Raw genomic sequence first — 25,775 nt, forward strand, 5'->3', positions numbered from 1 at the left:
CAAAGGCAAGTGGGCACTGCCTTTGTCTGGGCTCACAGCAGCCGTTCGGCCAGAGCCCTTAGGGTAAATTCGCGGTTGGGCGCGCGATTGGCCGGCTGCGAGGCATTAGCGGCAGTAACCAGGTTTATCATCATTTCACTGACCCCAAGTTCTTCGGCGAGGCTGGCCGTCTGGCGCGCGGCGTTATCCGGCGAGCCGATTATCCACGAGCGCAGGAACATCTCCACCAGCCCCCGGTAGCGGGGCGAAAACTCCACTTCGTCGGCCTCTTCGGCCAGCAACTGCGGCTCTACCGGCTCGCCTGAGCGAAAGGCCGACATAAAATAAAGCTGCGAGCGTGCCAGGCGCTCGGCTTCCTGGTCGGTGTCGCCCACCACCACAATGGCCGGCACTCAGGCCTTGGGCTCGGTCAGCCAGATGCTGGGTTTAAAGCGCGCCTTGTATAAGGAAATGGCCTCTTTGGCGCCCTCGGCGCGGATGTGATAGCCAAAGGCGTAGGGTAGGGTAGGGCAGGCTCTGCTGCCATCGGCGCAGAGTACGAAGAAGTGCCCAGTATCCAGGGCGCCGGGGAGCTGGTGGTGTTGGGTACCGCTTGGACGGTCAAGGCATCTTCGCCTTTGCCGTTGTCCGTGCCCTCGGCGCGGATGAAAACCAGCAAATTTAGCAGATCGTTGCTCATCCCTTCGCTGGTCTTCATTGGCGCGCCGCCTCGCAGCGCTGAGCTGGTTGTTCAGTCGGCGCCGGTTGAGCGGCCAATGCCAAGGTTAACCCGGCCGGGAAAGCAGGCTTCCACCAGGCCCATTTGCTCGGCCACCAACAGTGGCGGGTAGCGGGCCAGCAGGATGCAGCCGCCAATGCGAATGCGGCTGGTGGCAGCGCCAATAACCGGGGCAAAGCTGGCGGTATGGCTAGCTGCCACGGCGTTAACGTTATGGTGCTCGGCCAGCCAATAGCGATGATAACCGAGGCGTTCGCCCAGTTTGGCCAGTTCCAGCATGGAGTTGAAGCAATCGCTTGCCGACTGGTTCGAGGGAATAGGCCCGATGTCCAAAATCGACAGTGTCAGTTTGTTGCTCATGGCGCTCACTCCTTGGGGCGCTAGGCAATACCAAGCGCCATTGAGGCACCTGCGGCAATAAGAGTTGGGGGCTTGGTACCGCAGGTGAACAGATATTGAGGGAGCTTCGCGGCACCCAAGGCCTTAAAAGTGAAGCGTTTTCACTCATAAGATCTTGCGAACCGGCTTTCACCTCGGTGGCGGTTTGGCATCCGGCCTGGGGGAAAGGTAACAGCGGGTTTTAAAAATCAGCCTTTTTGCTTCTTCTCTGCCCAGCGGGCAATGCTTTGGGCAAACAATGGGGTTTCACGCTGGTTGTGGTCGCCGCTGGCGTCCTGGCGGGCCGCTGCGGCCTGTTCAAAGGTTTGGCCGTTCTCGGCAATAAAGGCCATAAAGGCGTCGGTGGGGTGGGAAACCACACGGTTGGTGTAACGGGTGGTTTTCTCGTCCACCGCCTCGGCGATGAGCTCCTAAATCACATTGACCTGGGTACGACCAGCTTTGGTGAACACATCAGAGATGGAATTCATTTTGCAATACGCTGGTGTTGCCTCTTCGGCGACATAGTGTTGGACCACCAGGCCGGTGCCAATTTGCTCAACGTTGATGGACATGCGGCGGCCATCGTCAGTGCTGGTGGTGCCGGCTGAAATATGGTCTGGCGCGCAGCAGCGCTGATATTCGGCTTCGGGCAGGTTGAATAACCAGTCGGCAATATCGACTTGCTCGAGAGGGACATTGATGTCGAAAGAAAATGCAGACTGCGACAGGATTTTATCTTCAAGAACGTTCATTTTTAAATCCTCAACTGAAAGTGACAATGGCAGCATTTCTCTGCCATGAAGACGGGCGAAATATGGCGTGCCTTAACCCTTCGCTTTCAACACTACTCAGCTGGTGAGGGAGCAACAATTATACTGTGAAATCAGCGCGACACACTTTGGTATACGAATGAATGGCCAGGGTTAAACGGCATTTTATGCTCGTTCATCTGCCATCTTTTTTGTGAGAATTGATAACAATAAGCCACGCTGCGGGGGAGTGAGCTTGGCGATAAGCCGCGGCGGAGCGCAAAAGGGGCATGGTGTTTGGCAGAGCATCACTGCCTACAGTGGCAATGGTGGCGCAGGGTGTCAATCTATACGCCGGTATAATAGAGGGCAGCCTTCCTTTTTGTTAAATTTTAACCATCCCCGGCGCTGTATTGGGTTTTTCTTTTTGCTTAAGAAAAGGGGAATACCTTGGTGTTTCAATGTTGTTTTTATTGTGGGTTAAAGCGCTCACCATCGAGCCTTAATTTTACATTATGAGCACGAGGCGCCAGGGTAAAAGGGCGGATAGCTTTTTTTTCGTCGGATTGTCGCCTTTTCGTTTTATCGCTGTATTTCAGGCCATCCGGCATTTTTTTAACGCCGCAGAGCCTTACCATTTTCGTTAACAGAGAATATACGCCTTGGCGGCGTTTTTTCTTATCCGCTCAGGAGTCCTTATGCAACAGGCCAGTTTACCCCGGTCAACGCTGTTTTTACTGGCTATGGCCTGTGCAATGGCGGTGGCCAACATCTACTACAACCAGCCGTTGCTGGCACTGATGGGAGAGAGCTTTGGCCGCAACGCCGAGCACTCCGGCCAGATAGCCACCGTTACCCAGATGGGCTACGCCTTGGGCCTGCTGATGTTTGTGCCGCTGGGGGATCTTTTTGATCGCCGCAAGTTGCTGACCTTCCTGGCGCTGGCCAACGGCGCCAGCGCCCTGGTGGTAGCGGCGGCGCCGTCCTTTGCCTGGTTGCTACTGGCCAGCGCGCTGCTGGGGCTGACGGCGGTGTCGGCGCAAATCATTATCCCGGCGGCGACCGCCGTGACCGACTCGGCTAGCCGAGGGGCGGTAATAGGCACGTTGCTGAGCGGTCTTTCGGCCGGTTTGCTGTTTGCCAGAACGTTGAGCGGCGCGGTGGGGGATATCTGGGGCTGGCGCACCATGTTTGTGGTGGCCGCCGTGCTTAACCTGGTGTTGCTGTTTATCGTGCGCGGCCGGGTGCCGGCCCATAAAGTGACTCAAAAGCAGTCCATTGGCGCCTTGTTTTTGTCTCTTTGGACACTCATTCGCACCGAGCCCGTGTTGCGCCGGGCCAGCCTCACCGGCTTTTGCTTTTTTGCTGCTTTCTCAAGCCTGTGGGGGACGCTGGCCGAGTTGGTCAGCGAGCCGCCCTTGAGTTTGTCGGTCACCCAAATCGGCTCCTTTGGCCTGGTGGGCATTGCCGGCTTGCTGGCGTCGCCCTATATCGGCCGGGCTGTTGACCGCTGGCATGCCAAGGCCGTTACCCTCTTTGGCGCCATGCTGGTGCTGCTGGCTTTTGCCCTTATTGGCTTGGTGCCGGCCAGTATTACGGTGCTGCTGGTTGCCATGGCGCTGGTGGATATTGGTAACCGCTCTGGCATGGTCAGCAACCAGCACAACATCTATTCGCTGTCTGAAAATGCCCGTAGCCGGTTAAATACCCTTTATATGGTCTGCTACTTTTTGGGCGGCGCCAGCGGCACTGCTGTGGGCAGCATCATGGTGGGTGCTATGGGCTGGGTTGGGCTTAGCCTTACCGGCATCGGCTTTATACTGGTGGCAACGGTACTGCAACTGACCAATAGGCGCTAAAACCCTTTAAAAAAGCGGCACAGGCTTTATGGCCTGTGCCGCTTTTTGTTACCGCTCAGGCGAGCTTGGCGTTGCGGTTTTGCAGGTAAATCAACCGGCACTGCACCACAAAACCCACCACAAAGAGCGCCAGCAATATAAGCAGGGTGTTTAGCACCACCGGCGCCATGGGGGCGCTGGCCAAGGGGTGCGCTACCGGCAGCCGGGTCAGGGTCTCGTTGGTGCCCGGTACCAGGGACAGGTAAAAGCTAAAAGACAGCCCAAAGGTATAGAGGTAGGGGCGCAGCTTGCCTAAAAAGCGCAGGCGAGTCGCCAGCATGGCCCCGAACATGATGAGCAGAATAAATACCCCAAAGACATGCCCGGCATTGAGGCCCCCGGTGCTGGAGACGCCGAACGAGGTCAACACGGCCAGTACCATGCTGACCCAGTAAACCTTACCGGGGGTTTGGCTGGTGTCTATCTTGCGAAAGCGCACGAAGCTGTAGATCCCGGCCACAATGGGGACCAGGCTGACCAGGGTGTGAACCACGCCAAGGGGGGAAATGGGGTGTGCCATGGGATAGACCTCTTTGGTTAAGGGTTAACCTGCGGCGCCAAAGGAGCCGGTAGGTGTTGTGCATCAAATTCTGTCTACTAGTTGGTAGATTAACGGTGCCAAAAAAAGGGGCCCAAGGGACCCTTGTGCTGGCACCCGCTCAGGCTGCCAGCTTCTCTATCAACAACGCGGTAATGCTTTGAAATAATTTGGGATCTTGGGCAACTCTGGCCGACATCATGGCGCCGTGCACCGTGGCCATAAACACCTCGGCCTCCAGTGCTGGGGCCTGGGTTAAGCGAAGCTGCCCGCTTTGGCTGCCTTTTTCCAGCAAGCTTGCCAGCCAGGCGGCCAGATCGCTGAAGTGGTCTCGGATCTCAAGGGCGATGTCATCGGGCAGGGCTGGCAGCTCGGTGCCCAGCATGGCGCAAAGGCAAAAGGACGAGACTTGGCCTTCAATGCAATTTACCCAATAACCCAAATACGCCTTGAGCTCGGCTAAAGGGTCGGCAAGCTGCGTGTCTAGCGCCGCCATACCGGCCCGCGCTTCTTCGCGGTAGCGGGCAACCACCACCCGCACCAGCTCCGCTTTGCTGGGGAAGTGATGATGGATGCTGGCCTTGCTGATGTTCACCCGTGCCGAGATGTCGGCATAGCTAAAGCTGTTGTAACCGCCAGCCTCCAGCAGGGTACGGGCATGCTGGGCAATCTCTGCCGCTTTGGGGGAAAGTGCTGTGCTCATCGCCATTACCTCTGCCTGGGGCCGTTAACCGGCTGGTATCTCTTGAAGCGTGAATCTACTAGTTGGTAGGTTGGTTGTCAATGAGTGAGTGCAAAAAACAACCAGGCAGGCATCGGCATTGAAGGCGCCTCAGGCGATGGGGCTTACCGGCGCCAGCAAGGCTTGGCAAATTGAATACTTAAAAGCAGCTTGGATACCCTTGGAACAACAAGAATGCGGCGCCGGCAAAGCAATACCAAGCGAGCATCTGTGCTCGCCACTCCATGATTATCTTCACCTGATGCGACACCGTGGCCCCAGGTGGTGGGCATTGCCCGGCGCTACGAATGCGCCGGCCAAATCGAAATACGAGGTAGGCAAGGGCAAGATGGCCGATAAGCATTAAGGCATAACGGGGGATTACCGCATGGCCAAGCCAGCGGCGATAGTCGTAAAGCTGCGCCTGGGGTAGTGGCTGGTATCCCTCAGCTGCCTTGGCGGTTGCCAGTTGCTGTAGGGCGCAAAGACGTAGAGATAGATAAGGCACACCCAACCTGCCGAGCCGGGGGATTTATTCGGCGCGCTCTTGCGCCTCACCCGCTCGCTGCGCTCTAGGCCAGCCTGCGGCTGTTCCAGACAAACTGGTGAACCCCCTTCGGGGGTCGTAAATCCCCCCTCCAGGCGACAACGAACCATTAAAAAAGCCACCGCTAGGGTGGCTTTTTTAATGGTTTGGTGGAGCCGGGATTTTTTGACACCCGATTCCTAACCCATTGACTCTACTGGGCTTGTGACTTAGTTGATGTGACACAGAATGTAGCACGTCAACTATAGGAAACAAAAAAGCCGACATTGCTGTCGGCTTGGTCAGATCGCCGTGTATCAAGTTAGATCAACGACCGGTGCTGAAGGTCCGTTCGCCTTGACAGAAGCAATGCCGTCCTCTCGAGCTTGCGTACTCAGGTACATCTGGCTAGTACCGATGACTTGGTAGTTGACCGCTCGCAAAGTGAAGTATGACCTGCCATCCATAGCACTCAGACGGTTGTAGTTGTGGTCATAAGGGGAGTTATCTCTGACAGACTGGATACCGTTCTCAGCAGATGCTTTAGCATGGTACCCCTCACTGCTAAGAATGATTTCACCATTTCCTGCTTTAAGTCGGAAGTAGTACTGGCCGTTAGTTCCCGTGAATAATTCGTACTTTCCAGTCATCTTACTTCTCCTTCCTTACGCCTTTGAAGGGCTTACCATCGGACTTCACATCCATGAACTGTCCGGTATTGGTATCACGCTTTACCCAGTGACCACTGGGAGTTTGAGTTTGGGAACGGTCTTTGACCGCACCAATGCGGCGATTATCGCCGTAGGGTTTGTTAGTTGCCACTAACGCTCTCCTTAATGTCAATAGTTAAAGTTTGACATCAGCAAGGTCTTCAAGGAGACTATTGGGGCCAACCGAAAGTCACCCTGGCACTTCTGATGCCTGGTAGAAAACCTGCTGCGATAGCAGGTTTTTTCTACAATACCCATAATACTGATCGATTTGATGATGTCAACCCTGATGATGACTGTCATCGTTGTGAGTGCTAAGGTTGTGAGTAGGTAGGAAGTAAACAAGGGAGATGGATATGACAACTAATACAAAATCTGACGTGTCTGGCTACCAGCGTGAACGGCTCTCTCACATTGACTTCATGGTGTATTTCACTGGCAAGGTTACACGTAAGGATCTGATGGCAAGGTTCGATCTCAGCCAAGCTGTAGCTACTAGAGACTTAACTCTTTACCGTGAATTGGCCCCCAAAAACCTAGTGTACGATACGAGCGCCAAGCAATACGTTATCGCTGATCACTTCACTCCGCTGTACGAGATGTCTCCCTTCAAGTGCCTCAGTACTCTATCTGAAGGCTTTGGGGATAGCCTTAAAACGGAGAGCGAGTTCAAAGTTGCTTATGCTAAGAAACTTAGAGAGCCAAGGCTTGACCTTGTTGCAACAGTAACCAGGGCAATATCGTTAGGAAATCCTTTAATTATTCGATATTTTTCAAAGTCATCAAAGGGAGCTGCCGACAGGGTTATTGTACCTCACTCTATTGTCGACAGTGGGTTGAGATGGCATGTTCGGGCTTACGACCGAGATAAAAAGCGATTTGCCGACTTCGTAATAAACCGGATTTTTTCGGCGACTGAAGTTGCTGGGGGTAAGGCCTATCCAAGCGAAAAGCTTGAGTATGACCAGGAATGGTTAGAAGAAGTTGATTTGGTCCTTCAACCACACCCATCAAAGTCAGATGTGAGGGAAATAATTGAGTTAGAGCTAGGTATGATTGACGGAATATTTACTCAACGGGTAAAGAAAGCACTAGTTGGTTATATGCTTGATAGCTGGAACGTTGACGCAACGCCAGATGCAGGCTTATTAGGTAATCATGTAATGCTTCATCTGAAAAATGCAAAAGAGATAGCAGAGATGAAGATAAAAAACTTCCATCTCGCTCCTTCCAATTAATTCTGAATAGAGCCAGGGACATTTTTTGCTGGCTCTCTTTCTATTGTTGGACTGTCTACAATTGCCTTTCATTCTTGGTTAGTAGTTCGATTTTCACTTGTTCGCTATCTCGCTCAGATGAAGATAATACTCTTGGTTGTCAGGGTGCTCTTTGAGGTACTCCATAAACCAAGTGCTGGATGCAGGACTGTTTGGCTGGCAGTCTCCGGGGCTCATGCCATTGGCTCCCATTTTGTAGTATCGCGTTGCAATAGTTGGAGCAGTAATAGTGTCGCCTATATCAGCACCGACAGCCCCGGCATACTTAATGGTCAGTTCCTTCTGTAGATTTGCTAAAGGCGGCCAGTCACTATTGGGCTTCAGCATTGCACAGTACTTCATCTTTCCAGCCAGCAGACTGGCGGCTTTCAATTGATCAATTGTGACTGCGATTGATGGAGTTGCTGTGAGGCCCATCATTAGCAATATCATGGCTCTCATACTGTATTCCTCAAAAAGAAAGCCATCAGCGATGGCTCTCTGGGTTACTGGTTGGCTTCAGGTTGTTGCTCGGGCTGGTCTTGCTTGTTGTCCTGGGCGAGCCAGGAACGGCGAACCGTGGCCTGCCAGCAGCCAACACCGCCAGCGATACTGAGGATGATGAACAGCCAGCCGAAGACGTTGCCGAAGATCACCTCGAAATACTTGATGACGCTGTAGGACTTCACCAAGTAGATGAAGAGCGGAATGATGCCAACCAGGGCTACCAGTCCTGATACGATCTGAATGGTTTGGAGCTTGAGGTCTTTTTCGCGTGTCTCTTTATTCATGGGGTTTCCTTACTCTCTAGTTTTCTTGCTATGCGTTGGACACTTGAGAGGCTGATAGCCAGCCTCCGGGCTACCTCGGCCTTGGGTATGCCTGCCGCCAGCAGCGGCTCTGCATCCCTAGCTTTGGTCATGGCAGTGGGCTTTCGCCCCTTGTACTTGCCTTTACGCTTGGCCAGGGCAATGCCCTCGGCCTGACGCTCCAGCATCAGTTCTCGCTCAAAGGTGGCAATGCCGCCTATCAGGGTCATCATTAGCTTCCCGGTCGGAGAGGCTGTGTCGATGCCCAGATTAAGTACCTGTAGGCTGACGCCTTTGTGGCTGAGCCTGTCGGCTATCTCCAATAGATGCCGGGTGTTACGGGCGAGCCGGTCCAGCTTGGTGACTTGGACGGTATCGCCTTCCCGCACGTAATCGAGCATCAGATGAAGCTGGGGTCTGTCGTCCTTCGCTCCACTTACCTTCTCTTGGAAAACCTTGTCGCAGTGCTTGAGGGCCTCTAGTTGAGCCTCAAGGCTTTGCCCGGTGGTGCTCACTCGGGCGTATCCCACCAGTGCCATGATTCCTCCCGGTCAATAGGGCAAGGTACACTGACCAAGCAGGTCAAAACGCCAAATCAAGCCCTAATGACCTGTTTTACCGAGGGTTTCTCGGATGGTCAGAAGGGCTTGGTCTATTGGTGATGCAAAGTCTCTTGATGTGGCTGGCGGTTAATTGCCGTTGTCGTCCTCACTTGCCAAGGCAAAGAGCACCGAGGCGGCAGCGACCGCTAGCCAGAACAGAGCCGACCGCACCAGGGAACCTAGTAACGGTCTTGTGGAAAGCCGGGGGGCAGATACCGGCTAGCCACGCCTTGCATGAATACCGACAGTGCCGCCGTGGCAGCCGCCTTCGCGGCCTCCATGGCAACCTCTTGCCAGAAGTTTTGTTGATTCATCAGTGTTTTCTCCAAAGCATGAGCACCAATAGCCCAGGCCCACCGACCAAGCGTCGGCAGGGCTGGGCTTGATGGCTTACTCAGATGTGACGGTGAGGCGGAAAACGCCCCATTGGTGATAGGTGAGGAAGTTCTGCTGCCAGGTTCGGAAGAGGCTCTTCATGGCCCGAAGCGGAACGTCACCTACAAAGTTCTGATACCCATTACCGTGGAGAAGATTGAAGTCCAGCTCTCTGGCCAGTTCGGCATAACCCGGTGGACCGTAGTAAGCAAAGTCGGTGAGATACTCGACGTACCAATCGCCGTGGGCCTTGCTCATCCGTATCTCGACAGGGTGGTAGCCGCCAGCGTCGGGGCTGTAGTGGGGGTCCCGAAAGTTGAGTGTCAGTGATTCACTGTGTGGATACTGGGCTGCTGTTGCTCCCAGGATTACCTGTAGACCAGCGGCCAGTTTGGCCTCAGAGCAAGGGGATTTGACTGCCATTACAGCCACCTCCGTTCAACAGAGGACAACATGCAACTGATAATGACAGGAAGCTGTTGGGTATAAGGTTTATGGGTCACGAATGCCTCGATAACTTGTTGTTACTCAAGGCTTATACCCGGAAAGGTCAATAAGTGTACGATGACTGTTACTTAACTGGGGTCACTTTGGTAGTTAACCTCCAATTTTGCACAGAACTGACTTGTTAGAAGATGATGAAAAATGGGCATTCCGTTGTGTCACCAACGATAACTCATAGGGGGAAGAAGAAAGACAATCCGGTACTTCCCCTACCTATAGGGGTTATATTTTTAGGAAATGTCTTTGTCATTTTGTCACAGGATCGTGGTTCCGCCCGTCCCAAAGACGAAAGCACGGATTTGACAAATGTCATGCCGCCGTCACTGACGGCATGACGAGGGTGCTTCAAGACAGAGGAGTGACCGGCAGGAATGGATAAATCGCCGGTATTCTCACGGAACGGATGTTCCCTGAACCACCAGCTCGGGCTTCTATCCCCATGACATTTAGTAAGTCTAGGAGCTTCTGCCTACGCCCTCGTTTTGTCAGGACAATCTCCCTGAGTTGACTGGGATAGTCTTCGATGTAATTCCAGGGGTGAGGACTTCGTAGCTCATCAAAGCGCTTGACCGCAAAGTCGTACTCTTCCCCGTATGGACTTTCTACGTACTTGTCAGACAAATACTCAATCAGCAGTTCCCTGAGGCTGCCGATCTTCCCCTTTGATATCGCCAACATCGCTAGCCAATCGTGTAGCTCTTCGAGTTTGACTCGGACAGTACGGATCCCGCGTGCTGCCAGGACCTTGTCCCTGTGTTGGTCATTAGCCGCGACTCTGGAGGTTGAGTGATAGTCTTCGTCGAACTCAATTGCAATCGAATCGTATGGGCTGCCAATGCAGCGCTCATCAGTATACAGCCTGACCATAACATCGACTCTAAAGTCTTCGATAGGGACCTGTTTGCCTAAGCCGATATAGAACTTTCGGTCGTCACGCCTGAGCTGAGAAACCACTTGGTAGAAGCAGTAGCAGAAGTAGTCTTCGTACATGCTCTCACTGATGCTTCTTCGCATGGTGATGCGACTCAGCCTCTCAAGAGCCTTGATTGGACGTTCCAGTAGGGTATTCATGGGACCGAATTTGAGAAACATCAACGCCGTGACAGGGTCAACCAGTTCGGAGTAACCGCTCTGGTTAAATGAGCCTGGAATGAAGGGCTTAAAAAGTTCAGCCTCTCTACGCTGCTGTGAGGAATCCAGCGAAGCTATGCTGCGACTAAGTATCGTATGGATAGGCGGGGGTAACGCCAGAGTCGCAATATGTGCTCGATACCCACACCGAGCGATCCAGTCCTCGAAGGACAGGCCTATGATTTTGCGAAAACTGTAGTGCAGCTTTCTTAGATCAATCTTGCCAGTTTCAGGGTCAATAAAGCGTCTGGTGTCAATAGTGTCTTGAGTGCTCATCGTGATACCTCCTGAGAGCGGGCAGTGGAAGCAAGGAAACGGCGTTGACTGGGATTGGGAACGAACTCCAACACCGAGTCAGGACGGCTATGAAGGTTGATGAGGGCGACATCGAAGGGTTTGACGGTCGTAAACCAGTTGCTGGGAATTGCCTGCTCAACGATGACTTTTAGATGGCGAACATCGCGAGGAAAGGCACTGCCGTAATTAGAGCCGAAATGCCCCATGAGATAGGTCAGGTTGGCCTCCGTCACGTTAGCGGCCACCAAACGCTCTCTGAAGGTATGCCTGAACTGATGCGGCGTCAGATTTAGGCCTTGTGTCCCCAGTGACCCATAGTGGCTGATAAACCACTCGCTCGGTTTATTGGAGTAGCTGCCTCTAAGCAAGCCGATACTCGGAAATAGACGCCTACCAGGATCACCCTGTGCCCGGTAATGCTCAACGAAAACTAGGAATCCTAGCCGCAGTATCTCGCTGTGCAATGGAATGAAGCGCCTAGCATTGGCCGTTTTGACTTGCTGGCTGTTGTAGCGGTGGTCGATACGGATACACCAGATCCCACCAACTTGCTCTACGTCCCCGGCTACCAGTTGGCTTAGCTCACCCAAGCGAGCCCCTGTTGCCTGCATCAGTAGCGGTAGCCAGTAGTGATGCGGATGCTGAATGAGTTTGGTCTTAAAGCCCTTGTGCTCAGTGAAGAGCGGCTGGCTGTTCACGGCCAGGATCTCTTCTTCTGTCGCTACGGGCCGGTCATCCCTGCGGTCACGAGCCTGGAGCTGATGAAGAGGTGGAAGGTAGGGATCCCGCAAGTGGTGATGGTTCTGACACCATTCCAGAAAGAGCCTCACCTTAGTGAGGTTGCTGTTAACCGTTTCAAGGGACAGTTCACAGTCCTGCTCAACAACCAACGAAGCCAGTTCCTCATTGAGTAGCTGGGCGGTTGTGACGCCTTTCTTGAGGCCCTTAGCAGCGAGGCTCACTTGCCTACTTAGCTCGCCATTCCACCGAGATACGGGTAGATCACCAGCAACCGCAGTGAGTAGAGCAAGTCCACGGCGATACTCGTTCTCCGAGCGTGTTCGCATACCTCCGGCTAGTTTCTCATCCAGGTACATAGATGCCAGTTGCCCGAATGTCAGCTCCAGCTCAGTTGCCCGGCTGTTACCTGATACTTCAGTTGACTCTATTGGTGAGCTAGTTGATGTCGGCTGACTAGCCCCAGGGCTAAGGCGTTTGGCTGTTTCCTTGAGAGCTTCAGCTTGAGCCAGCGTCAGCTCATGACAGAGCAACACATGCTCGTTTTCATCCAACGCAGTGGGGGCGATGACAACATCAGCCAGCCACGGTTGGGCGGGTTGATAGTTGTTCAGATACGAGGCTTCAACACGCTCAGCAGCAGCGAGTTCAAGTTGCTCGATGTGATTGAGTAGGTCTTGATAGGTTTGAGAACTCCTGCTTCGCCAATCGGTTATAGATTGATCAATCCAAGAGTCTCTGAGGGCACGAATACCCTCTCTGGCTTTCGCCAGGCAATAGGTGGCCATGGAGGCATCTCCCAAATTCACAAAAGATAACGTGTCACCATGAGGTGCACGTTCAGGTTTGCGAAGTTGGGATCCGGAACTTATATCCGGGCCATCCAGGCCTCCCATAGTCGAGCAAAGTGCTTCACCGTTGTCAGGCCCAACCTTCTTAGTGTGCCGGTGAAGCTGTAATCGCCTGAAAGTCGGCGATTGTCGTCTCGTCTTGGAAAGGTACTCACTGACCCAAATAGGCCAATGATCCTGAAGATAGCGAGAGAGAAGTAGTGCCCGTAGGCGTGCTTCTTTCTCATCCAACGTCTGTAAGGCGAGCCTGACGACAGCATTTATACATGGTTTGGGGAGTCTTTGTCGATACCACCAGGCGGTGCCACGACGATATAGATAGGAAGGATTAGATGAGGTCATGTGTCACACCTTGTCGCACAGTGTGTCACAGGCCCAGAACGAGAAAAGGCTTGAAACTCTAGGAGAATCAAGCCTTTGGAAGGTGGTGGAGCCGGGGGGATTTGAACCCCCGTCCGTGAACCCTACATCCTCGGTACTACATGCTTAGTCGATCTTTTAGTTAACTACGTAGAACGCCGGTCGACAGGCTGTCAGGTAGCGAGCCTGATTGGTTTTAACGTCTTGGCTCCAGGCGAAGCCGCCACGCGATCCTGTCTGGTTTGACCTTCCTGATCCAAAGCCGACAGGCGGGCTAAGGGGGAAGGGCTCTCTACTGCTTATTAGGCAGCGAGTGCGTAGTTTTCGTCGTTTGCGACTATTAGTTTGCGGTTTTTTTACGAGGCCAACCGCACCTCGGCATGCACCTTGGGTTTCGCGATCCCCGTCGAATCCTGATCGGCCCCAAGTGGTGAACGGCGATTATATCAGAGCGAGGGCCTTGCATCCAAGGGGCGTTCGCTATGTTCTTGTGCAGTTGTGGTACCGTAAGGCATTGAGTTGGTTATAACTTAAACAGCAAGTCGTGCATGGAGAGAGAATATGAAGAAGCTGGTTTTGGCAACCCTGGTGCTGGTTGCCCCCTTGGCCCAGGCTTTTGACAATAAGGACGAGGCCATTCATTACCGCCAGTCGGTGTTTACCTTGGTAGCGGCCCAGTTCGGTGAGATGGGCGCCATGGTCAAAGGCGAGAAACCCTTTGATGCCAAAGAGTTTCAGTACCGGGCCGAGAGCCTGGCGGCGCTATCAAAGATGCCGCTGGAGGGTTTTTTGTACCCGGGTTCTGACAAAGGCGGCACCAAGGCCAAAGCGGCGGTCTGGCAAAAGACCGATGAGTTCAAAGCCAAGCTTGCCCATTTTCAAAAAGATGCAACTAATCTGGCCGAGGCGGCTCAAAGTGGTGACTTGAGTACCATTAAGCCGGCCTTTATGGCGACGGCAAAGAACTGTAAGGCTTGCCATTCTGAATTCAAAAATCGCTAAGTGACCGAAAAGCTGCCCTTTGGGGGCAGCTTTACTGCCATGTTGAGGGCAAAAGGTAGCGTTGGCGTAATAAATCTTTAGACTGGATGCGCTATATCATCGTTGGCTTTATCAGTACATTTCGCTAACGTTGAGGAGGTCGATAAGATAAGGAGACAGAGCAGGTCGGTGTTTTCCTTCTAAGTAACGGTGGCATCAATGCAAAACATGGCGGGGATCAGCTGTAAGTCTTGCACTTCAGAGCTCTACACCATTCGCAAGACGGTCAAAGAGGCCTGCCAGGCCTTCGGTTTGACCCAAGCGCGTAGCAATGAAGTGGTGCTGGCCATCGACGAAGCCTGCGCCAATGTCATCCGTCACACCTGTTCTTTTTCCGACAAATTCCATATCGAAGTCTCCGTTAAGGAAGAAAACGGCTACGGCGTTTTCTTGATAAAGGACGACTGCCCCCCCATATCCGAGCAGTGTCTGCGCCCCAAGGATGCAGAACCGCTTAAACCTGGTGGCTTGGGGCTGCATCTTATCCATCACGTCATGGACAGTGTCGCGTTGCTACCCCACCCCGGCAAAGGCAACTGGCTGGAACTCAAGTTAAAACTCTAAGGCGCAAGCTTATGCAAATTACCCTGTCCGACTTTGGGCGCTTTAAGGTGGTCAAGTTGACCGGTGAAGTGGACCTGCACAATTCCCGTGAGGTCAAAAAGGCGTTGTTCGACCAGATAGACAAGCAAGCCCATTTAGCGGTGGATTTTTCTGAGCTCGACTACATCGATAGCTCCGGCATGGCTACCCTGGTAGAGACCTTTAACCTCTCCAAAACCCGCAAGCTTGAATTCCATATCATTGGTGCCAGTGGCGCGCCGTTGCAGGTGCTGCAACTGACCCGCCTGGACTCGGTGTTTTCGTTGTTAAGCTCCCTGGACGCGCTACAGGAATAACGCCCTTATGAGTGATTCTGTTATCTCGGTTCGGCAGCTAAACGGCTTCTATGGCCCGCGCCAAGTGCTGTTTGATGTCAACCTGGAGGTTAAACCCGGGGAGATCATGGTGATCATGGGCGCCTCGGGCTCGGGGAAAAGTACCCTGCTAAAGCACCTGTTGGCCTTGCAGATGCCCAGCTCCGGCCAGGTATTGATAGACGGCCTGGATGTAGACCGCGCTTCGGCCCGCGACTTAAAAGACCTTCGCCGCAAGATGGGGGTGGCCTTTCAGGGCGGGGCGCTGTTGAGCTCTCTTACCGTGGGCGAGAACGTGCGCCTGCCGCTGGAGCAAAACACCAAGCTTGATAAAAACACCATCGATATCATGATGCGCCTCAAGCTTGAGCTGATGAACCTGGCCGGTTTTGAGAACCTGATGCCCGCCGAGCTTTCCGGCGGCATGCTCAAAAGGGCAGGGCTGGCCCGGGCCGTTGTCATGGACCCAAAAATCTTGTTCTTCGACGAGCCCTCAGCCGGGCTTGACCCTGTTACCTCGGTGGAGCTTGACGAGCTTATCCTCAAGCTGCGCGCCGCCATGAACATGACCATGGTCATCGTCACCCACGAGTTGGAAAGCGCCTTTAAAATCGCCGACCGGATCATGGTGCTGTTTGACGGCAAAGTGGCGCAAATCGGCACGGTAGACGAGATAAAACAGTCGCCGGATATCCGTATTCAAAACCTGATTAACCGCCGCCCGCGCCATGAGCCGGTGGACGCCGACGCATACCTGCAACGGCTGCTGACCGGGGAGAAACGCTGATGTTGATGGTGATTAGAGGCATTAACGCGGTAGGGGCCCGCATCCGCAGCATTGTCGGCGGGGTCGGGCTTGGCATGGTGTTTTTAGTTAAAACCCTGGCCAGCCTGTTCAGCGCCGTGCCGCCGTTTCAGGAGATAGTGAAGCAAATCCTGTTTGTGGGGGTGCGCTCACTGCCGGTGCTGCTGGTGTCGTCGCTTTTTACCGGCATGGTGGTGGCGCTGCAGTTCTACGACACCCTGGTGCGCTTTGGCTCGGTAGACCTTTTAGGCTCGGCGGTGGCCCTTAGCCTTATCCGCGAGCTGGGGCCGGTGATGACGGCGCTGATGGTCATCGCCCGGGTTAGCTCGGCTACCTGCGCCGAGATTGGCATTATGCGTAACGAGCAGCAGTTTGACGCCCTCGACTGCATGGCTATCGACAGCTACCGCTACGTGATGCTGCCAAGGCTGCTGGCCTCCATTGTGGCGGTGCCCATCCTGACGGCGGTGTTCGACATGGTGGGGATAGCGGGCGGTTATCTGGTTGGCGTTATCATCCACGGCGAAAGCGAAGGGGCCTATATCCAGGGCATTTTCGACACCGTTAACCTGCATGACGTGATGATGGGGCAGGTCAAATCCCTGGTGTTCGGCCTGGTGGTGATGTGGGTGCCTTTGGTGTACGGCTACTACCTGCACCTTGACCGGGAACAGGCCGGCGCCGCCGGTGTCAGCCGGGCCACCACCCATGCCGTGGTGCTCAGTGCCATTTTGATGCTGATCAGCGACTACGTGATCAGCTCCTTGCTGCTCTAGCTTAGTAATCAACAAGTTAATTGGAAGACGACATGAAGAATATCGGTGTGAACTTTATCGTGGGGCTGTTTGTGGTCGCTGGTGCCGCCCTGCTGCTGTATATGTCGATCAACATTGGCGGAGCAGCGGTATCCAACGCAGGCCACTATGATCTGGTGGCCCGCTTTCAAAGCTCCTCCGGTTTGAAGGAAGGCGCCTTCGTGGAAGCGGCTGGAGTCAGGGTTGGGGTTGTGAAACGGATTGTTTTTGACCCCAAAAAGTTTGAATCCGTGGTTACCCTGTCGCTGGAAGATGAAGTGGAAGTGCCGGAAGATTCGGTTGCCTCCATCCGTACAGCCGGTATCATCGGCGACCGTTTTGTCAAAATCGCCCCCGGCGGCTCCGATGTGAACCTCACCAACGGTGAGGAAATCGTCGAAACCGAACCCTCCATCAGCCTTGAAGAGCTGATCAGCAAATACATGTTCAGCAGCAACGAGAAAAAATCATGAAGAAGCTTATCGCGTTCTTGTTTTTCGTCAGTTTCAGCTGGCTGGCCAGCGCCGCCGAAACCCCCACCGATGTGGCTAAAGAGGCGGTGGGCGACATTCTGAAAATTGCCCAGAACAAAGACCAGCCCGAAGCTCAGCGCAAAGAAGCCTTGCAGAGTGTGATAGGCCAATACGTAGACCTGCAGGCCTGCTCCCAGCGAGTGTTGGCCCTGTACTGGCGCCAGGCCAGCGACGAGCAAAAAAGGGCATTTATGAAGGTGTTCGAGCAGGTGCTCACCAACACCTATTTCACGCTGCTGCAGAACTACACCAATGAAGCGGTAACCTTCAAAAGTGAAGACATCCAGCGCAAACGTTACGCCACCGTCGAGTCCATCGTGCTCTCCCAAGGCAAAGAGATCCCGGTGAACTACCTGCTGCTGCAGCGTAACGGCCAATGGAAAATTTATGACTTCATGGCTGAAGGCGTATCAGTGGTACGCTCCTTTAGCAGCGACTACCAAGGTATTCTGCGCACCAAGGGTATTGATGGTTTGATTGATACCCTCAAAGCCAAACTTGCCGAAGGCAGCAAAGCCGAAGGCGCTAAATAAGAACACCGATGGCCAATCTGTCCTGCCTTACCCAGTCCGGCTCCGGGGAGCACCCCTGGAGCCGTGTTGTCAGTGCCGCCGGTAGCGGCGTTAGCGCATTGCTGCTTGAAAACTCCATTGAGGGGCCATGCTGGCACCCCTTAGCTGCCGACGGCAGCCTGATGAGCGCCAACGCCACCCGGCTCAGCCGCGATACCTTGATTGAACTTGCCGCCCTTGAGCAGCCCACCGCCTTTGCCGCAGGCATTAGCCCGTTAAGTGAAGTGCTGACTTGGGTCGTGCCTCTGCCGGAGCAGCCCCATCACCGCTGGCTTTTGTTGCTCGACCCGGCCGGTAAGCTCTCTCAAAGCGAGATTGAACAAATCTTTTTGTATCTTGGCTGGGCGCTGACCCGCCAGGCTCTGCAAGAGGCCCGTAAAGAACTGGCCGAGCACCGCCAGCTCAGCGAGCATGCACGAGAAGAGATGAGCCGCCTGCAGCAGCTGATGCTGCCGGACCCCAGCCTTAAAATTCCCGGTACCGAGATTGCCTTTGTGTACCGGGCGCTGCGAGGTGCAGGGGGGGATTATCTCGATATCGTCAACCTCGAATCTGACCAGAGCATGACCGACCATCCCCATCAGATGGGGGTGATCATCGCCGATGCCACCGGCCATGGCCCCAGCGCCGCGGTAGAGTCGGCCATGGTGGACGCCATCCTTCGCACCTACAAACCCACCGAGGCCGAGACGGCGCCGTCAGAAGTGCTCAATTACATCAACCGGCACTTTTTTACCCGCAAGGAGCGAGGCTCGCTGCTGACCGCCAACCTTATCCGTTATCGCCCGGAAAAAAAGGCCATTTTCTACGCCAATGCCGGCCATCCCCACGCCTATCTGCGCCGGGGCGACCGTTTGATCACCCTCGACCAGGGCGGCATTCCCATTGGCGTGCTGCGCGATTACGAGTGGCAGTCCCATGCCCACGGCATCGAGCCTGGCGACATCCTCTTTATCTACACCGACGTGGTGATTGAAACCAAAAACCCCCAGCAGGAGTTTTTCGGTTTCGAGCGCCTGGAAAAGGCCCTGCTGGAAAGCCACCCCCACCCCCGGCAGCTTATTGCCCACGTGGAAAACCAGTTGCAGCTGTTCTGCCAGTGCGGGCAGTTCCAGGACGACATGACCATGTGCGCCATCCAGTTCACCGAGTAGGCCTACCCAAAGGCGACGGATCATCTTTGGATCCCGTCGCCTGAACGTTTTGTTAATTGATAATGGTTATCATAACCGTTAGCCTTCCCTGCAATTAAACAGGGAGAGCCGTTATGAACCCATCGCCCACCTTCAAGATGTTGCCGCTGGCCGCCGTGATTGCCGGCCTACTAAGCCCCCAGGCTATCGCCGAGCAAGAAGCGGATAAAAATGCCGATGTCGAGAAAATCACCGTTACCGGCAATTACACCGTCAGCGAAGTAATAGACACCGCCACCGGCCTCGGGCTGACCCTTCGCGAGACCCCGCAGTCGGTAACGGTGATCACCAAAGACCGCATCCGCGATCAGAACCTCAATACCGTACTGGATACCGTGCTTAACGCTACCGGCCTCTCGGCCCAGCAGTACGACAACGTGCGTAACAGCTTCCAGGCCCGGGGTTTTGAGATAACCAACTACCAGATTGACGGCGTGCCGCTGTCGTGGAGCCTGGCAGGGGATGCCGGGGAAACCATGGCTGACGTGTCGCTTTACGAGCGGGTGGAGTTTGTGCGCGGCGCCACCGGTTTGCTGACCGGCGCCGGTGACCCGTCAGCCTCCATCAACCTGGTGCGAAAGCATGCCGACAGCACCAATCTTACCGGCTATCTGGACGTAGCAGTCGGGCGCTGGGACACCAAGCGGGTGACTGCCGATGTAGCCAACAAGCTCAATGCCAGTGGCTCGGTGCGGGGCCGGTTGGTGGCCAAGGTGGTGGACGGCGATTCCTACTGGGACAACTATCAAGACCGCAAGCAGGTGCTTTACGGCGTGGTGGATACCGACCTTAGCGCCGACACCCTGCTGCGCCTTGGCGCCAGCTATCAGCACAGCGACCCTAAAGGCGCCACCTGGGGCGCGCTGCCGGCCTTTTTTGCCGACGGCACACCAACCCATTGGAGCCGCTCCAAAACCACCGCTACCGGCTGGAACCGCTGGGAAACCACCAACAAGAACTACTTTGCCAACCTCAACCACAGCTTTGGCAACGGCTGGCAATTGGTGGCCAACTACAACCGCATGGAATACACCAGCAAAACCAAGCTGTTGTATGTCTCCGGCCTGTTGGACCAAAACACCGGCACCGGCCTCGGTGCCCAGCGTTATCGCAGTGAAGGGGAAAGTAACCAAGACAGCTTCGACCTGCAGTTCAAAGGGGATTACAGCCTGTTCTCGCGCCAGCATGAGTTTGTGTTGGGCGGCCTCTACAGCAGCCAGGATGCCACTGCCGATACCTTCGACCCCATAGGCGGCGACATGAGCGGCGGCTACGACAGCGTGCCGGTGCCTAACTTCTACGAGTGGGGCAGCCTTGCCGAGCCGCAATGGCAGAGCCAGGGCGTGCGGGCCCAAGATCTTCAAACCCGTCAAAAAGGGCTGTTTGCCGCCACCCGGCTGTCGGTCACCGACAGCTTCAAGCTCATTGCCGGTGGCCGGGTGTCCAGTTGGAAGCGAAGCGGTATCAGCTACGGTACCGTTACCGATTTTGGCGATGATGGCGAGTTCATTCCTTATGCTGGCGCGCTGTACGATCTGACCAAGCAGCACCGCCTTTATGCCAGCTATACAGAGATCTTCAATCCCCAGAATTACAAGGACGCCAGCGGCCAATACCTAGACCCCGTTACCGGTAAAAGCTATGAGCTGGGCCTGAAAAGCACCTTCTTGAATGACCGCCTGCACACCTCGCTGGCGCTCTTTAAGACCGATCAGGACAACCTCGCCACCCTCGACCCCACCTTTGAAGGCAACGCCCAGCAAAGCAGTGCTTACTACGGCGCCAAGGGCACCGAAAGCAAGGGCTTTGAAGTGGAAGTGGTGGGCCAGCCGGTAGAGGGTTGGAACCTTTCGGCCGGTTACTCGCAGTTTCATGCCGAAGACGCCAGCGGCGCCAGGGTGGCCACCACCAGCCCCCGCAAGCAGCTCAAACTCTTTACCACCTACCGCTTTGTCGACGCGCTACCGGCGCTGACGGTTGGCGGCGGGGTGAACTGGCAAAGCGAGAGTTACTCCCAGGGCACCGACCTTCGCCTGGAGCAGGGCGCCTATGCGCTGGTCAACCTGATGGCCCGCTATGAGCTGGCCGATAACCTCAGTTTGCAGCTCAATGTCGATAACCTGTTTGACAAGACCTACTACAACTACATGACCGCCAGCACCCCGGCCTACAGCTTCTACCGCTACGGCAAGCCACGGGATGTTACCCTGGGGGTGAGTTATCACTTCTAAAGAAAACGCCAGCCCTCGGGCTGGCGTTTTGGTCACTGGGCCTGGCTAAAGCGCTCGGCCAGCCAATCGACAAACACCCTCACCCTGGGCGAGAGCTGGCGGTTTTGCGGGTACAGCGCCGACACCGGCATGGCCGGTGGGGCAAAGGCGGCCAGCACTTCTACCAACGCGCCTTGTTGAAGCTCACGCTCGATGCGATAGCGCGGCACTTGAATAAGCCCCAGGCCGCCCAAGGCGGCGCCGGTGTACATGTCGGCGCCGTTTACCGACACCACCGCGTCCAAATTGATGTTGTTAAGCTCGCCATCGACGGTGAAATCGAGGCTGGCGTCCACGCCGGTGGTGCTGGCGATATAGGCCACCGCCTGGTGCCCGGCCAAGTCTTCAAGGCCCCTCGGCGTGCCAAAACGGGCCAGGTAACCTGGGCTTGCTACCGTAACCTGGCGCATCTGGGCCAGGGGCTTGGCCACCAGGGAGGAATCTCGCAAGGGGCCGGCGCGCAGCACGCAGTCTATGCCTTCGCGCACCAGGTCCACCAGGCGGTCATCTTCGCCCAGCTGCAAGGTGATATCGGGATAACGGGCCACAAAGTCACCAAGGGCCGGCAGCACGAAAAACTTGGCCAGGGTGCCTTGCAGGTTGACCCGCAGCAGCCCCTTGGGCGGGGCGCCGCGAAAGGCGGTGTCGGCTTCTTCGAGGTCGGCTAGGATGCGCATGGCCCGCCGGTAATAGCCTTTGCCTTCTTGGGTGAGCCGCACCTGTCGGGTGGTGCGCTCCAAAAGCCGTACTCCCAGCCGCCCCTCAAGGCGCTTGATGAGGTTGGACACCGTCGCCCTTGGGATAAGCAAATCCTCGCTGGCCTTGGAGAAGCTGCCGCTTTGGGCGATGCGCACAAACACCTGCATTTCCTGGAATCGATCCATGGCGCCTAATCGTTAAAGTAAATGGAATTATGATGGCAAATATAGGGTAATTATCTTCGCAGGTGAAAGGCATAACCTCTTTCTCGTCAAACAACACGAGAGGAAAAGGTTATGTCTACTCAACAAAAAGTCGCGCTGGTTACCGGCAGCTCCCGTGGCATTGGTGCCAGTATCGCCACTCGCCTGGCCAAAGACGGCTTTGCCGTTGCCATCAACTACGCCAGCGGCGCTGACGCTGCCAAGGCGCTGGTGGCAAGCCTTGAAGCTCAGGGCCACAAGGCGTTTGCCGTGCAGGCCAACGTGGCCGACGCCGGTGAGGTCAGTGCCATGTTCAGCGCTGTTGAGCAGCACCTTGGCAAGGTGGATGTGCTGGTCAACAACGCCGGTATCTTGAAGGTCCAGCCCCTGGCCCAGGTGTCTGACGCCCTCTACCAGCAGTACTTCGCCATCAATACCCAGGGGGTGTTCAACACCCTGCGCGAGGCGCAAACGCGCCTTAACGACGGCGGGCGCATCATCAACCTCTCCAGCACCACCTTGGCGCTGAAAATGCCCGGTTACGCCATCTATAACGGCACCAAAGCTGCGGTGGAAGCCTTCACCCAGGTGTTTGCCAAAGAGCTGCGTGGCCGCGCCATCACCGTCAATGCAGTGGCGCCTGGCCCGGTGGCAACCGAGCTGTTCCTCGAAGGGAAAAGCGATGAGCTGATTGACCAGTTTGCCAAGATGCCGCCGCTCGAACGCCTGGGCCAGCCCGAGGATATCGCCGCCGTGGTGGCCTTTTTGGCCGGCCCCGATGGCGGCTGGGTGAATGGCCAGGTGCTGCGCGCCAACGGCGGCGTGGCCTGAGCATGACGCCCTTTAAGCCCCTGGCGCTGCTACTGGGCCTGGCCCTTGGCGCCTGCCAGGGGGCAACCGCCTTGGACGCCGACGGGAAAAAGACCATGACCCCTTCCACCACTTACCTGCACTTGCTGCGCCACACGCCGTTTTTCACGGCCCTTAGCACCCACCAGCTGCGCTGGGTGATTGAGCACAGCGCCGAGTGGCGGGCCGAGGCCGGGGCGGTTATTGCCCGCAGCACCAGCGCCCCTGACTACTGGGTGCTGCTGGACGGTGGTTGGGAGCTGGTTTGCGGTGAGCGCCATTACCCCAGCGGCCATGGCGCCCCCGGCAAGTGGTTTAACCCGGCGCTGGCCAAAGGCCAGGATTGCGCCCTTATCACCACCACCGGCAGCTACGTGATGCGCATTTTGGCAAGCGATATGAACGCGATGCTGGCAAGCGGCTTTGCCTTTGAGGGCCAGTTGCAGGCTGGGCGCGATTTTTACACCCTTCTTTTTGATACGGCCCTTGAGGGCCGCTAGGAGCCAACCATGTCACAGGTCATTTTGATCACCGGCGCCTCTTCAGGTTTTGGCCTGATGAGCGCCAAAGCCCTGGCCGAAGCCGGCCACACCGTTTATGCCTCCATGCGCCAGCTTCATGGCCGCAACGCCGCTCTGGCGTCTGAGCTGGCGGACTGGTCAGCCGAGCATGGCCAGGACCTTCGCACAGTCGAGCTGGACGTGCAGGATGAAGAGTCGGTAGCACAGGCGGTGCAGCAGGTATTGGCCGAGAGCGGGCGGCTGGACGTTATTGTCCATAACGCCGGCCATATGGTGTTCGGGCCGGCCGAGGCCTTCACTCCCGAGCAGTTGGCGGCCCAGTATGATGTCAACGTGCTTGGCACCCAGCGCCTAAACCGCGCTGCCCTGCCGTACCTTCGCCGCCAGGGTAAAGGGCTGGTGCTGTGGGTGGGCTCGTCTTCCACCCGGGGCGGCACCCCGCCGTTCTTGGCCCCTTATTTTGCCGCCAAGGCGGCCATGGACGCCCTGGCGGTCTCCTACGCCGCCGAGCTGAGCCGCTTTGGCATCGAGAGCACCATCATGGTGCCCGGCGCCTTTACCAAGGGCACCAACCACTTTGCCCATTCCGGGAAACCGGCCGATGCCGAGGTAGAAGCGGCCTATCTGCAAGGCCCATACCGTGGCGTAGCGGAGCAGGCACTTAGCGGCCTGGCGGCTTTGGAGCCAGCCGATGCCGACCCGGCCGAGGTGGCGCGCAAATTGGTGGAAGTAGTGGGGATGCCCCATGGCAGCCGGCCCTTTCGGGTGCATGTCGACCCAAGCGAAGACGGCGCCGAAGTGGTGAATATGGTGGCCGACCGCGTGCGCCGCGAGATTTACCAGGCCATGAAGTTAACCGATCTGCTGAGCCCCAAACGCTGAAACCAACGGCGGCCCCGCGCCGCCTTATTGGCTTTTTTTTTGGGGCGCTGGTGCAAATGCAATTTGCTATGTTATAACAACCTTGATTTTGTGATGTTATAACAAGGCTGATTGATGACCCTTCCCGATACACGCCTGCCGGTCACGGTGCTGTCCGGCTTTTTGGGCGCCGGTAAAACCACGGTGCTCAACCACATTCTCAACCACCGCCATGGCCTCAAAGTGGCGGTGATCGTCAACGACATGAGCGAAGTGAACATCGACGCGGCCCTGGTCAACCAGGAAGTGACCCTCAACCGCAGCGAAGAAAAGCTGGTGGAGATGAGTAACGGCTGCATCTGCTGCACCTTGCGTGAAGACTTGCTGCTGGAAGTGACGCGTCTGGCCAAAGAGGGCCGCTTTGATTACCTGGTAATTGAGTCCACCGGCATCTCCGAGCCGCTGCCAGTGGCCGAGACCTTCACCTTTGCCGACGAAGACGGGGTGAGCCTCTCTGATGTGGCCCGTCTCGACACCCTGGTCACGGTGGTGGATGCGGTCAACTTTTTGGATGAATTTGAAAAGGGCCGCAGCCTCAAAGAGGCAGGGGAGAGCCTGGGCGAAGAAGACCAGCGTAACGTGGCCGACTTGCTCACCGATCAGGTGGAGTTTTGCGATGTGCTGCTGATCAGCAAAACCGACCTGGTCAGCCAAGCGCGGCTTGAAGAACTCAAAGGGGTACTGCGAGGCCTCAACAGTGAAGCGAAAATGGTGCCGATAAGCCAAGGCAATGTGGCGCTCGACGAGGTACTGGGCACCGGGCTGTTTAGCTTTGATAAGGCGGCCCAGGCGCCGGGCTGGCTAAAGGAGCTGCGCGGCGAGCACATTCCGGAAACCGAAGAATACGGCATCAGCAGTTTTGTGTACCGGGCCCGGCGGCCCTTTGACCCCGAGCGGTTTTTCAATTTCCTGCACCACAGCGATTTTGCCGGCCGCCTGATCCGCTCCAAAGGTTATTTTTGGCTTGCCACCCGCCCGCAATTTGCCGGGCAATGGAGCCAGGCCGGCGGCGTGGCCCAATACGGCTTTGCCGGCCTTTTTTGGAAGGCGGTGCCAAAAGACAGCTGGCCCACCGATGAAGACTCCCTGGCCTTTATCAACGAGCACTGGCAAGAGCCCTTTGGCGACATGCGCCAGGAGCTGGTGTTTATCGGCCAAAACCTCGATGAGGCCGCCATTCGCTCGGCCCTCGATAACTGCCTGCTGGATGACGAAAGCCTGCTGGCCGGGCGCGAATACTGGCAGACCCTGAGCGACCCCTTCCCGGCCTGGGAATAAAAAATGCCGCCCGCG

General features: G+C 55.9%; 32 protein-coding genes and 1 other RNA gene. 15 read left to right on the top strand and 18 right to left on the bottom strand.

From position 1 onward, the window contains the following. Nucleotides 1–32 precede the first annotated feature (32 nt). The 4 genes from EDC28_RS10440 to EDC28_RS20450 form a co-directional block, all read right to left on the bottom strand. A complete protein-coding gene (locus EDC28_RS10440; protein ID WP_148049838.1) occupies nt 33–392 on the bottom strand; it encodes a hypothetical protein in 360 nt (119 codons plus the stop codon). Nucleotides 393–730: 338 nt separating this feature from the next. Beyond that, nucleotides 731–1,078, bottom strand: coding sequence for an LLM class flavin-dependent oxidoreductase (locus EDC28_RS10445; protein ID WP_123421563.1), 348 nt, complete (start codon nt 1,076–1,078; stop codon nt 731–733). Between the two features lie 227 nt (nt 1,079–1,305). Further along, nucleotides 1,306–1,509, bottom strand: a complete 204-nt coding sequence (locus tag EDC28_RS20445) for a hypothetical protein (protein ID WP_336391526.1) — start codon at nt 1,507–1,509, stop codon at nt 1,306–1,308. Between the two features lie 18 nt (nt 1,510–1,527). Next, on the bottom strand, nt 1,528–1,851 hold the full coding sequence (locus tag EDC28_RS20450; RefSeq protein WP_336391527.1) for a hypothetical protein: 324 nt from the start codon (nt 1,849–1,851) through the stop codon (nt 1,528–1,530). A gap of 695 nt (nt 1,852–2,546) precedes the next feature. Here EDC28_RS20450 and EDC28_RS10455 point away from each other — a divergent pair. Then, entirely contained in the window at nt 2,547–3,707 is a 1,161-nt protein-coding gene (locus tag EDC28_RS10455; RefSeq protein WP_123421564.1) for an MFS transporter, read from the top strand. Between the two features lie 55 nt (nt 3,708–3,762). Here the strand turns inward: EDC28_RS10455 and EDC28_RS10460 are convergent, their stop codons facing one another. From EDC28_RS10460 to EDC28_RS20140, 5 genes are all read right to left on the bottom strand, one after another. Beyond that, nucleotides 3,763–4,266, bottom strand: coding sequence for a hypothetical protein (locus EDC28_RS10460; protein ID WP_123421565.1), 504 nt, complete (start codon nt 4,264–4,266; stop codon nt 3,763–3,765). Nucleotides 4,267–4,405: 139 nt separating this feature from the next. Beyond that, entirely contained in the window at nt 4,406–4,987 is a 582-nt protein-coding gene (locus EDC28_RS10465) for a TetR/AcrR family transcriptional regulator (RefSeq protein WP_123421695.1), read from the bottom strand. Between the two features lie 399 nt (nt 4,988–5,386). Continuing rightward, nucleotides 5,387–5,563, bottom strand: a complete 177-nt coding sequence (locus EDC28_RS20135) for a hypothetical protein (protein WP_170164091.1) — start codon at nt 5,561–5,563, stop codon at nt 5,387–5,389. Between the two features lie 285 nt (nt 5,564–5,848). Then, entirely contained in the window at nt 5,849–6,181 is a 333-nt protein-coding gene (locus EDC28_RS10475; protein WP_123421567.1) for a YegP family protein, read from the bottom strand. Between the two features lies 1 nt (nt 6,182). Further along, nucleotides 6,183–6,353: a hypothetical protein gene (locus tag EDC28_RS20140; RefSeq protein ID WP_170164092.1), complete on the bottom strand. Its 171-nt coding sequence runs from the start codon at nt 6,351–6,353 to the stop codon at nt 6,183–6,185. 244 nt (nt 6,354–6,597) lie between these two features. Here EDC28_RS20140 and EDC28_RS10480 point away from each other — a divergent pair, with 244 nt between their 5' ends. After that, nucleotides 6,598–7,479: a BrxR family helix-turn-helix transcriptional regulator gene (locus EDC28_RS10480; protein ID WP_123421568.1), complete on the top strand. Its 882-nt coding sequence runs from the start codon at nt 6,598–6,600 to the stop codon at nt 7,477–7,479. Between the two features lie 93 nt (nt 7,480–7,572). On the opposite strand, the gene EDC28_RS10485 is transcribed toward EDC28_RS10480, so the two are convergent. The 8 genes from EDC28_RS10485 to ssrA form a co-directional block, all read right to left on the bottom strand. Continuing rightward, complete coding sequence (locus tag EDC28_RS10485; protein ID WP_123421569.1) at nt 7,573–7,959, bottom strand: hypothetical protein; 387 nt, start codon at nt 7,957–7,959, stop codon at nt 7,573–7,575. 44 nt (nt 7,960–8,003) lie between these two features. Beyond that, nucleotides 8,004–8,288, bottom strand: a complete 285-nt coding sequence (locus tag EDC28_RS10490; RefSeq protein ID WP_050658712.1) for a hypothetical protein — start codon at nt 8,286–8,288, stop codon at nt 8,004–8,006. Next, a complete protein-coding gene (locus tag EDC28_RS10495; RefSeq protein WP_050658713.1) occupies nt 8,285–8,845 on the bottom strand; it encodes a recombinase family protein in 561 nt (186 codons plus the stop codon). Before EDC28_RS10495 ends, EDC28_RS10490 begins: the two co-directional genes overlap by 4 nt. A gap of 242 nt (nt 8,846–9,087) precedes the next feature. Continuing rightward, a complete protein-coding gene (locus EDC28_RS20415; RefSeq protein ID WP_269750683.1) occupies nt 9,088–9,222 on the bottom strand; it encodes a hypothetical protein in 135 nt (44 codons plus the stop codon). 76 nt (nt 9,223–9,298) lie between these two features. Beyond that, nucleotides 9,299–9,706, bottom strand: a complete 408-nt coding sequence (locus EDC28_RS10500; RefSeq protein WP_123421570.1) for a DUF2787 family protein — start codon at nt 9,704–9,706, stop codon at nt 9,299–9,301. Nucleotides 9,707–10,132: 426 nt separating this feature from the next. Continuing rightward, on the bottom strand, nt 10,133–11,194 hold the full coding sequence (locus EDC28_RS10505; RefSeq protein WP_123421571.1) for a PDDEXK family nuclease: 1,062 nt from the start codon (nt 11,192–11,194) through the stop codon (nt 10,133–10,135). After that, the gene (locus EDC28_RS10510) at nt 11,191–12,741 is read right to left on the bottom strand and encodes a site-specific integrase (protein WP_170164093.1); all 1,551 of its coding nucleotides are present in this window, start codon (nt 12,739–12,741) and stop codon (nt 11,191–11,193) included. Before EDC28_RS10510 ends, EDC28_RS10505 begins: the two co-directional genes overlap by 4 nt. A 488-nt stretch (nt 12,742–13,229) precedes the next feature. Further along, nucleotides 13,230–13,589: a transfer-messenger RNA gene (gene ssrA / locus EDC28_RS10515) on the bottom strand. 136 nt (nt 13,590–13,725) lie between these two features. Here ssrA and EDC28_RS10520 point away from each other — a divergent pair. The 9 genes from EDC28_RS10520 to EDC28_RS10560 all read left to right on the top strand — a co-directional run bounded on the left by EDC28_RS10520 (nt 13,726) and on the right by EDC28_RS10560 (nt 21,250). Continuing rightward, a complete protein-coding gene (locus tag EDC28_RS10520; protein WP_123421573.1) occupies nt 13,726–14,166 on the top strand; it encodes a c-type cytochrome in 441 nt (146 codons plus the stop codon). Between the two features lie 198 nt (nt 14,167–14,364). After that, on the top strand, nt 14,365–14,769 hold the full coding sequence (locus tag EDC28_RS10525) for an ATP-binding protein (protein ID WP_050658375.1): 405 nt from the start codon (nt 14,365–14,367) through the stop codon (nt 14,767–14,769). Nucleotides 14,770–14,780: 11 nt separating this feature from the next. Beyond that, nucleotides 14,781–15,104: an STAS domain-containing protein gene (locus tag EDC28_RS10530; RefSeq protein ID WP_050658376.1), complete on the top strand. Its 324-nt coding sequence runs from the start codon at nt 14,781–14,783 to the stop codon at nt 15,102–15,104. Nucleotides 15,105–15,111: 7 nt separating this feature from the next. Further along, a complete protein-coding gene (locus EDC28_RS10535; RefSeq protein WP_050658377.1) occupies nt 15,112–15,909 on the top strand; it encodes an ABC transporter ATP-binding protein in 798 nt (265 codons plus the stop codon). After that, nucleotides 15,909–16,703, top strand: a complete 795-nt coding sequence (locus tag EDC28_RS10540) for an MlaE family ABC transporter permease (RefSeq protein WP_244946574.1) — start codon at nt 15,909–15,911, stop codon at nt 16,701–16,703. Before EDC28_RS10535 ends, EDC28_RS10540 begins: the two co-directional genes overlap by 1 nt. A gap of 32 nt (nt 16,704–16,735) precedes the next feature. Then, nucleotides 16,736–17,194 (top strand): outer membrane lipid asymmetry maintenance protein MlaD, encoded by a 459-nt coding sequence (gene mlaD, locus EDC28_RS10545; protein WP_050658378.1) that lies wholly within the window; start codon nt 16,736–16,738, stop codon nt 17,192–17,194. Beyond that, nucleotides 17,191–17,787: an MlaC/ttg2D family ABC transporter substrate-binding protein gene (locus tag EDC28_RS10550; protein WP_050658379.1), complete on the top strand. Its 597-nt coding sequence runs from the start codon at nt 17,191–17,193 to the stop codon at nt 17,785–17,787. The genes mlaD and EDC28_RS10550 overlap by 4 nt, the downstream gene beginning before the upstream one ends. Nucleotides 17,788–17,795: 8 nt before the next feature. Continuing rightward, the gene (locus tag EDC28_RS10555) at nt 17,796–18,980 is read left to right on the top strand and encodes a PP2C family protein-serine/threonine phosphatase (protein WP_123421574.1); all 1,185 of its coding nucleotides are present in this window, start codon (nt 17,796–17,798) and stop codon (nt 18,978–18,980) included. Between the two features lie 113 nt (nt 18,981–19,093). Beyond that, entirely contained in the window at nt 19,094–21,250 is a 2,157-nt protein-coding gene (locus EDC28_RS10560) for a TonB-dependent siderophore receptor (protein WP_123421575.1), read from the top strand. A 32-nt stretch (nt 21,251–21,282) separates the two neighbouring features. Here EDC28_RS10560 and EDC28_RS10565 read toward each other — a convergent pair whose 3' ends face one another. Further along, nucleotides 21,283–22,173 carry a LysR family transcriptional regulator gene (locus EDC28_RS10565; RefSeq protein WP_123421576.1) on the bottom strand — a complete coding sequence of 297 codons (891 nt, stop codon included), beginning with the start codon at nt 22,171–22,173 and terminating at the stop codon, nt 21,283–21,285. Between the two features lie 111 nt (nt 22,174–22,284). Between EDC28_RS10565 and EDC28_RS10570 the strand changes: the two genes are divergently transcribed. From EDC28_RS10570 to zigA, 4 genes are all read left to right on the top strand, one after another. After that, entirely contained in the window at nt 22,285–23,022 is a 738-nt protein-coding gene (locus EDC28_RS10570; protein WP_050658383.1) for an SDR family oxidoreductase, read from the top strand. Nucleotides 23,023–23,024: 2 nt separating this feature from the next. Then, nucleotides 23,025–23,540, top strand: coding sequence for a hypothetical protein (locus tag EDC28_RS10575; RefSeq protein ID WP_123421577.1), 516 nt, complete (start codon nt 23,025–23,027; stop codon nt 23,538–23,540). A gap of 9 nt (nt 23,541–23,549) precedes the next feature. Beyond that, nucleotides 23,550–24,443: an SDR family oxidoreductase gene (locus EDC28_RS10580; protein WP_123421578.1), complete on the top strand. Its 894-nt coding sequence runs from the start codon at nt 23,550–23,552 to the stop codon at nt 24,441–24,443. Between the two features lie 114 nt (nt 24,444–24,557). Continuing rightward, a complete protein-coding gene (gene zigA, locus EDC28_RS10585) occupies nt 24,558–25,760 on the top strand; it encodes a zinc metallochaperone GTPase ZigA (protein WP_123421579.1) in 1,203 nt (400 codons plus the stop codon). The last annotated feature ends 15 nt before the right edge of the window (nt 25,761–25,775 follow it).

The sequence above is a fragment of the Gallaecimonas pentaromativorans genome (genome assembly GCF_003751625.1).
Taxonomy (GTDB): Bacteria; Pseudomonadota; Gammaproteobacteria; order Enterobacterales; family Gallaecimonadaceae; genus Gallaecimonas; species Gallaecimonas pentaromativorans.

What these genes read in the sequence shown, in the direction of transcription:
- EDC28_RS10445 (WP_123421563.1), bottom strand. Translation starts at nt 1,078, where the DNA reads ATGAGCAACAAACTGACACTGTCGATTTTGGACATCGGGCCTATTCCC.
- EDC28_RS20450 (WP_336391527.1), bottom strand. Translation starts at nt 1,851, where the DNA reads ATGAACGTTCTTGAAGATAAAATCCTGTCGCAGTCTGCATTTTCTTTC.
- EDC28_RS10455 (WP_123421564.1), top strand. Translation starts at nt 2,547, where the DNA reads ATGCAACAGGCCAGTTTACCCCGGTCAACGCTGTTTTTACTGGCTATG.
- EDC28_RS10460 (WP_123421565.1), bottom strand. Translation starts at nt 4,266, where the DNA reads ATGGCACACCCCATTTCCCCCCTTGGCGTGGTTCACACCCTGGTCAGC.
- EDC28_RS10465 (WP_123421695.1), bottom strand. Translation starts at nt 4,987, where the DNA reads ATGAGCACAGCACTTTCCCCCAAAGCGGCAGAGATTGCCCAGCATGCC.
- EDC28_RS10475 (WP_123421567.1), bottom strand. Translation starts at nt 6,181, where the DNA reads ATGACTGGAAAGTACGAATTATTCACGGGAACTAACGGCCAGTACTAC.
- EDC28_RS10480 (WP_123421568.1), top strand. Translation starts at nt 6,598, where the DNA reads ATGACAACTAATACAAAATCTGACGTGTCTGGCTACCAGCGTGAACGG.
- EDC28_RS10485 (WP_123421569.1), bottom strand. Translation starts at nt 7,959, where the DNA reads ATGAGAGCCATGATATTGCTAATGATGGGCCTCACAGCAACTCCATCA.
- EDC28_RS10490 (WP_050658712.1), bottom strand. Translation starts at nt 8,288, where the DNA reads ATGAATAAAGAGACACGCGAAAAAGACCTCAAGCTCCAAACCATTCAG.
- EDC28_RS10495 (WP_050658713.1), bottom strand. Translation starts at nt 8,845, where the DNA reads ATGGCACTGGTGGGATACGCCCGAGTGAGCACCACCGGGCAAAGCCTT.
- EDC28_RS20415 (WP_269750683.1), bottom strand. Translation starts at nt 9,222, where the DNA reads ATGAATCAACAAAACTTCTGGCAAGAGGTTGCCATGGAGGCCGCGAAG.
- EDC28_RS10500 (WP_123421570.1), bottom strand. Translation starts at nt 9,706, where the DNA reads ATGGCAGTCAAATCCCCTTGCTCTGAGGCCAAACTGGCCGCTGGTCTA.
- EDC28_RS10505 (WP_123421571.1), bottom strand. Translation starts at nt 11,194, where the DNA reads ATGAGCACTCAAGACACTATTGACACCAGACGCTTTATTGACCCTGAA.
- EDC28_RS10510 (WP_170164093.1), bottom strand. Translation starts at nt 12,741, where the DNA reads ATGGCCACCTATTGCCTGGCGAAAGCCAGAGAGGGTATTCGTGCCCTC.
- EDC28_RS10520 (WP_123421573.1), top strand. Translation starts at nt 13,726, where the DNA reads ATGAAGAAGCTGGTTTTGGCAACCCTGGTGCTGGTTGCCCCCTTGGCC.
- EDC28_RS10525 (WP_050658375.1), top strand. Translation starts at nt 14,365, where the DNA reads ATGCAAAACATGGCGGGGATCAGCTGTAAGTCTTGCACTTCAGAGCTC.
- EDC28_RS10530 (WP_050658376.1), top strand. Translation starts at nt 14,781, where the DNA reads ATGCAAATTACCCTGTCCGACTTTGGGCGCTTTAAGGTGGTCAAGTTG.
- EDC28_RS10535 (WP_050658377.1), top strand. Translation starts at nt 15,112, where the DNA reads ATGAGTGATTCTGTTATCTCGGTTCGGCAGCTAAACGGCTTCTATGGC.
- EDC28_RS10540 (WP_244946574.1), top strand. Translation starts at nt 15,909, where the DNA reads ATGTTGATGGTGATTAGAGGCATTAACGCGGTAGGGGCCCGCATCCGC.
- mlaD (WP_050658378.1), top strand. Translation starts at nt 16,736, where the DNA reads ATGAAGAATATCGGTGTGAACTTTATCGTGGGGCTGTTTGTGGTCGCT.
- EDC28_RS10550 (WP_050658379.1), top strand. Translation starts at nt 17,191, where the DNA reads ATGAAGAAGCTTATCGCGTTCTTGTTTTTCGTCAGTTTCAGCTGGCTG.
- EDC28_RS10555 (WP_123421574.1), top strand. Translation starts at nt 17,796, where the DNA reads ATGGCCAATCTGTCCTGCCTTACCCAGTCCGGCTCCGGGGAGCACCCC.
- EDC28_RS10560 (WP_123421575.1), top strand. Translation starts at nt 19,094, where the DNA reads ATGAACCCATCGCCCACCTTCAAGATGTTGCCGCTGGCCGCCGTGATT.
- EDC28_RS10565 (WP_123421576.1), bottom strand. Translation starts at nt 22,173, where the DNA reads ATGGATCGATTCCAGGAAATGCAGGTGTTTGTGCGCATCGCCCAAAGC.
- EDC28_RS10570 (WP_050658383.1), top strand. Translation starts at nt 22,285, where the DNA reads ATGTCTACTCAACAAAAAGTCGCGCTGGTTACCGGCAGCTCCCGTGGC.
- EDC28_RS10575 (WP_123421577.1), top strand. Translation starts at nt 23,025, where the DNA reads ATGACGCCCTTTAAGCCCCTGGCGCTGCTACTGGGCCTGGCCCTTGGC.
- EDC28_RS10580 (WP_123421578.1), top strand. Translation starts at nt 23,550, where the DNA reads ATGTCACAGGTCATTTTGATCACCGGCGCCTCTTCAGGTTTTGGCCTG.
- zigA (WP_123421579.1), top strand. Translation starts at nt 24,558, where the DNA reads ATGACCCTTCCCGATACACGCCTGCCGGTCACGGTGCTGTCCGGCTTT.